Here is a 3,288-nt window from a genome sequence, read left to right on the forward strand (position 1 = left end):
ATTATGTGACGGACCCTCTTTCTCAAGGGATATCCTCAGTCTGCCAATCCTCCTCAGGTGCATGATGGTTCAGAAACAAGCCGAACGCGAACAGCTAAAATCATATCTCGCGGCCTGCGACATCGAGATTGCAGACGATCATATCGAACCGACGGAACGGCCGGACTTCATCTTGAAAATCGGCAGCCGAGATATCGGCGTTGAGGTCACAGAGTATCATGTCAGCGGGCGCAGGCAGGTTGAGGAAGCGTGGAACCGACTGAGGCACCTTGCCTTTGAGCGAAAGGATTATCCGCTCAATCGGTGGGTGAAGCTCTATTTTCAGGAAATGCGGGTTCCTCCGACGCGCGATCTGGACGGCTTCATAAACGAGGTCATTCGGTTTTCCGATCTCCATCCCGAGATCGAGCAAGCCGCGCCTGATGCAGATATCTATCCGATCTTAGCTAGGTACATTGACTCTATCTCCGTTTCCTCGACCAAAGCTCACCGCATTATGTGGTTCTGGAACTACGATGTGGCATGGGTGGGGCCGCTTGAAAGCGAGCTGATATCGATCTTGGCACAAAAGGCTAAATCGGCTGTCGCCTCGACTTCGGATTATTGGTTGATCATCGCGGGGGGAAACCGGCTCTCAACTCTCCTAGGACTAATGGATGCCAATCAGCTCCGCATCATGCCCAATCTTGAGAGCGCATTGCTCGGCAGCCCATTCGAGAGGGTCGCGCTTCTGCAACAGCCTGTCATCGACTGGCGGCGGGGCGAAGGCTGGTCAAATCGCCAAACTGTCCCATAGCTGCGTCACGGGGCTTTTTGGTGAAGGCTCTTCGGCGCAAACGGGCAGCCAACCGTATATCGGTGGCCCTTTAATGTTCAGAGGCCACCTTGATTAAATAGCCTCTAAGTTTGTTGTTTCTATTGAGTTGCTTTCGGCTATTTTAAGAAGAGCCCGATCATTCGTCACCAGTTTTATTCCTCGTTGCAAACACGTATCCGCGATCAGAGCATCTTTCGGATTGTTTCTATGGGGACGGTGGGCATCTAACTGCTGCAGTAGGTTGTTATACGCCGAACTTGGACCACTCCATTCAGCTTCTCCCCACTTTGAAATGCCATAAACTGCAGTCGTTGTTGGTATTTTTTCAACTAAGTATTCGCTAAAAATCGATGAGATTTTCTCTCTTATTACAACGTTTTTAGTCTGCTGTATTTCATCCCACTGAATGTGGGTAGCTACTGGCTCCCAATCTGACGGAATCTGGTCAGGACTGATCTCACCTTTGGAAAGGTTGCTAAAAACGTTCGTGTCAAACATGACTTTTACCATTTTTATGTCCCTCTTAATTTAGCGATCTCCGCCCCATTTCTGGTATGGATCGGTTCCGTTTTCTGACCAAATGTCGACTATATGCTGCAAAAGTTCGTAGGGTCCTTCATACGAATAATCAAATCGGGGCGAATAATCTGCTTCTCTGATGACTTCCCACAAATGACTAGACAATGCATTGGAGGCTAAATTTAACGCCCTTACTCGCGCGGGGTTACCATCGCTAATATCGTAAGATCCGGTATATAGAATTATCTGAGAAATCAGGCTGAGGGCATCAGCATATGGAACAAAGTTAAGGTAGTTCAACCAAATAGCTACATCAGCCCGTCTGTTTTTAGAAAAGCGTTCTGGATGTAGTGAAGAATATGAACCGAGGGTGACTTGGATTTTGCCTATCTGACATGCATTGTACCAAACATGATACTGTCTGCCGATATCGGGGGATGCAATACCATCTGCAAAAGTGTCATTTATTTCTTCGATTGCCCATGGCTCTGAAACATGTTGGTTTAGAACAGCTCCGAACCACCGATAATCGTCGAATAATATTTCATGTGCCTCATTGATCCATGAGACTATCGCCCCGCCATCGGCAAGTGAGGTTGGTTGACGGTGCTGAGGTTTGTGCCGTTCCTTCTCTTCAATTTGAGATTTAATGTGACTGTAATCGGGTTTAGTCACCCTCATCTCAATCTCTGAAATTCGAAAATTGAAGTGGTAATAAATTACGTAAAGGCCAATCGATATTAAGATAAGCCAGATAATTTGGTCGTTAATATTATATATCTCTTTGAATATATACCCGAATAAAATCACTCCAACAAATGATACCCATAATAATATTAAGCGCATCATCAATTCCCCCTGTAAACATGTGGAGACATTAATATGGAAAATCGCAATTTACTAGAGTTTGGCAAATTCTGTCTGTGAACGATTTTGACTTTTGCGAATGGCCGCAACGGCAACAGTTTCCGGCACAAAGACTGCGGCAGGTTCTGCGCGACCTTCAGCAATTGCCAGTGCTTCGTTTGCACTTTTTATAAGCTCTTTTCAAATGCCATTTTTTCCTCAATAATCTAGAGACGCATGGCGCGAACAGGCGCAAAGACTGGCATTGCCAAAATCGGAAAATAAAGTACTTTTGATACCGGGGATATCAAATGAATAAAATATTTTTAATAATAACTTTGATCTTTATTACAGGTTGCCAAACTCAACCTGTTAATGAAATGAGCTATTCTCAGCAAAAAGCTTGGGCGCAAGGTATCGCAAAAAAATGCATTGACCAAGGTATTAGCTATAACCACCCTGAATTCAAAGCTTGTATAGATGCAGAGTCTCGTCGCGATGCTGCATCAAGATACCGAAATAGCATGCAACAACAACGAACAGCACAAGCACTAAGCACTGGTTTTACAAATGCTGGGGCAGCTTATAGCAATGCAGCAAACTCCAATAGACATGTAAATTGTACAAGCATTCGTTCCCCAAGCGGGGCTATTAATACACGTTGTTACTAATCCTTAAGTTTATCCTTTGCGCCAAAACTTCCAACGGGGATGAAGGCTTTTTGCTTCAGCCTTGGATGTAATAGGCGGCGCAATAGAAAGGCGTTCAGCCATGTCTCTCCATTTAGGGGGCGTTTGCGGGAGAGGGCGAAATCCTACGTTAGTGGTCAATGGGGAGCTTAATGCTAACCAACCTGCCGAAAGGGTCTTAACCTGCGATAGAATGGAAGTTGTTTATGGTATATTTGTACCTTCTAGCCGCTGTGGTCGGCGCAATCATTTATGCAGTGTCAAAAGGCTATAGACCGCTATCGCGCCTTTTGCTTTCATTGGTCGCATTCGTTGCGCTATCCGCAGTCGTGACCTACGGCATCGTACAAATCGGGGATCGTCCACTTGAAGGTTCCCGTATTGTTGACCCAAGCGAATAGCGGGTCGTTTCACAAA

5 protein-coding genes are annotated in these 3,288 nt (G+C 45.7%); 3 read left to right on the forward strand and 2 right to left on the reverse strand.

All coding sequences use genetic code 11. The features are described from left to right. On the forward strand, positions 1-796 hold a 796-nt coding region (locus tag FHY56_RS17665), incomplete at its 5' end, for a hypothetical protein (protein ID WP_210240078.1). 93 nt (positions 797-889) lie between these two features. On the opposite strand, the gene FHY56_RS17670 is transcribed toward FHY56_RS17665, so the two are convergent. Together FHY56_RS17670 and FHY56_RS17675 are read right to left on the reverse strand one after the other, a co-directional pair. Next, positions 890-1,327 (reverse strand): type II toxin-antitoxin system VapC family toxin, encoded by a 438-nt coding sequence (locus FHY56_RS17670; protein ID WP_140906428.1) that lies wholly within the window; start codon positions 1,325-1,327, stop codon positions 890-892. Between the two features lie 18 nt (positions 1,328-1,345). After that, positions 1,346-2,185, reverse strand: coding sequence for a hypothetical protein (locus FHY56_RS17675; RefSeq protein ID WP_140906429.1), 840 nt, complete (start codon positions 2,183-2,185; stop codon positions 1,346-1,348). Between the two features lie 308 nt (positions 2,186-2,493). Between FHY56_RS17675 and FHY56_RS17680 the strand changes: the two genes are divergently transcribed. After that, positions 2,494-2,853 (forward strand): hypothetical protein, encoded by a 360-nt coding sequence (locus FHY56_RS17680; protein WP_140906430.1) that lies wholly within the window; start codon positions 2,494-2,496, stop codon positions 2,851-2,853. Between the two features lie 224 nt (positions 2,854-3,077). Then, positions 3,078-3,272, forward strand: coding sequence for a hypothetical protein (locus tag FHY56_RS17685; protein WP_140906431.1), 195 nt, complete (start codon positions 3,078-3,080; stop codon positions 3,270-3,272). Positions 3,273-3,288: the final 16 nt, after the last annotated feature.

The organism is Brucella gallinifaecis (genome assembly GCF_006476605.1).
In the GTDB taxonomy this organism is placed as follows: Bacteria; Pseudomonadota; Alphaproteobacteria; order Rhizobiales; family Rhizobiaceae; genus Brucella; species Brucella gallinifaecis.